At 77.6% G+C, this 1,647-nt stretch carries 2 protein-coding genes; both read left to right on the top strand.

Annotated features, from left to right (window positions below; all coding sequences use genetic code 11):
* Positions 1–816, top strand: an 816-nt coding sequence (locus tag Q0789_RS16530) for a GGDEF domain-containing protein (protein WP_298807081.1), incomplete at its 5' end; no start/stop codon positions are given.
* 183 nt (positions 817–999) lie between these two features.
* Positions 1,000–1,563 (top strand): HPP family protein, encoded by a 564-nt coding sequence (locus Q0789_RS16535; protein WP_298807082.1) that lies wholly within the window; start codon positions 1,000–1,002, stop codon positions 1,561–1,563.
* The last annotated feature ends 84 nt before the right edge of the window (positions 1,564–1,647 follow it).

Here is a 1,647-nt window from a genome sequence, read left to right on the forward strand (position 1 = left end):
CCTGGTCACCGGGGCACCCCGGCCTACATCACCCCCGCCACGCCGCCCACCACCGGTGGATCAGGGCTCAGCCGCCCGGCCGAGCGGCTCGTGGGCCACGACCTGCCCGAGCTGGCGCGCCACGACGACGCCGCGGCGCTGCGCGCGGCGTGCCGCTCCGCCGCCAGGGCGGGCCGCACCGCGCTGGAGGTCCGCTTCACGCGCCCCGACGGCTCGGTCGTGCCGACGACCGTGGCCCTGGCGCCCCTGGGCGGCGGCGCCGACGAGGGGACGCACCTCGTGCTCCACGTCGAGGACGCCGGTCCGCGCAAGGCCCTGGAGGCCGAGCTGAGCCACCGGGCGCTGCACGACCCCCTCACGGGCCTCGCCAACCGCACGCTCTTCCGCGACCGGCTGGCGCACGCGCTCGCCCGCGCGCGGCGGGCCGGGGACGACACGTCGGTCCTCTTCCTCGACCTCAACGGCTTCAAGGCCGTCAACGACGAGCACGGCCACCACGTCGGCGACGCCGTCCTCGTGCAGACGGCGCACCGGCTGCAGGAGAACCTGCGCCCGGGCGACACGGCCGCGCGCTGGGGCGGCGACGAGTTCACGGTGCTCTGCGAGGGCGTCGGGGCGCCGGCGGGCGCCGCCGTGGCGGCCCGTCTCGTGGCCGCGCTCGCGCAGCCGCTGCGGGTCGAGGGCCACGTGCTCGTGCCCGGCTGCTCGGTGGGCCTCGCCTCCGCCTCCGAGCTGGACGACCCCCTCGGCGAGGAGGAGCTGCTGCGGCGTGCCGACGCCGCGATGTACGCGAGCAAGAGCGCGCGCCGGCCCTGATCACCCGTCGGCCCTGACCCCTCGTCGGCCCTGACCCCTCGTCGGCCCTGACCCCTCGTCGGCCCTGACCCCTCGTCGGCCCTGACCTCTCGCCTCGGCCCCGCGTCAGGCGCCGCGGTCGTGGGGGCGCAGGCCGTGCCCGCCGGCGGGCAGGGGGCCTCTCCCGGCTGCGACGGTGGGGGCATGGCACCCCGCCGCACGGACCTGCTCGCCGCCGCGCGGGAGCGCTCGCCGAAGGCGGGGCCCGCCGCGTACGCCGGCGCCGTCGCCCTCCTCGTCCTCGGGCTCTGCGGCGCCATCGGCGTCGCCGTCGGCCAGCCGCTGCTCTTCCCCAGCCTGGCGCCGACGCTGCTGCTCTTCGTGCAGAGCCCGCACCAGCCGACGTCGGCGCCGCGCAACGTGCTCGTCGGGCACGGGGTCGGCCTGCTGGCCGGCCTCGGGGCGCTTCACCTCTTCGGCCTCGCCGACGACCCGCCCGTCACGCAGGAGGGTCTGACGACCGCCCGCGTCGTCGCCGCCGCGGGCGCGGTGGCCCTCACCGCCGCCGTCCTGTCCCTGCTGAAGTGCCAGCACCCACCGGCCGGCACGACGACGCTCCTCTTCGCCCTCGGCGTCTTCTCGACCCCGGCGGACGCCGCCACGGTCGTCGCGGGGATCGTGCTCCTCGCCGTCGTCGGCGTCGGCCTCAACCGGCTGTTGGGCGTCCGGCAGAGCCTGTGGGCGCCGGAGGGCGAGGCGAACGCCTGACGACCGGCGCCCCGTTACCTTCCTCGCGCTCCCTCGTCGAGGGGGTTCCTGGTCGCCAGGTCCGGTATGACTGATCGCCCCTGT

It is taken from the genome of uncultured Pseudokineococcus sp. (assembly GCF_947499845.1).
In the GTDB taxonomy this organism is placed as follows: domain Bacteria; phylum Actinomycetota; class Actinomycetes; order Actinomycetales; family Quadrisphaeraceae; genus Pseudokineococcus.

Coding starts and splice junctions, on each gene's coding strand:
- Q0789_RS16535 (WP_298807082.1), top strand. CDS start 1,000: ATGGCACCCCGCCGCACGGACCTGCTCGCCGCCGCGCGGGAGCGCTCG.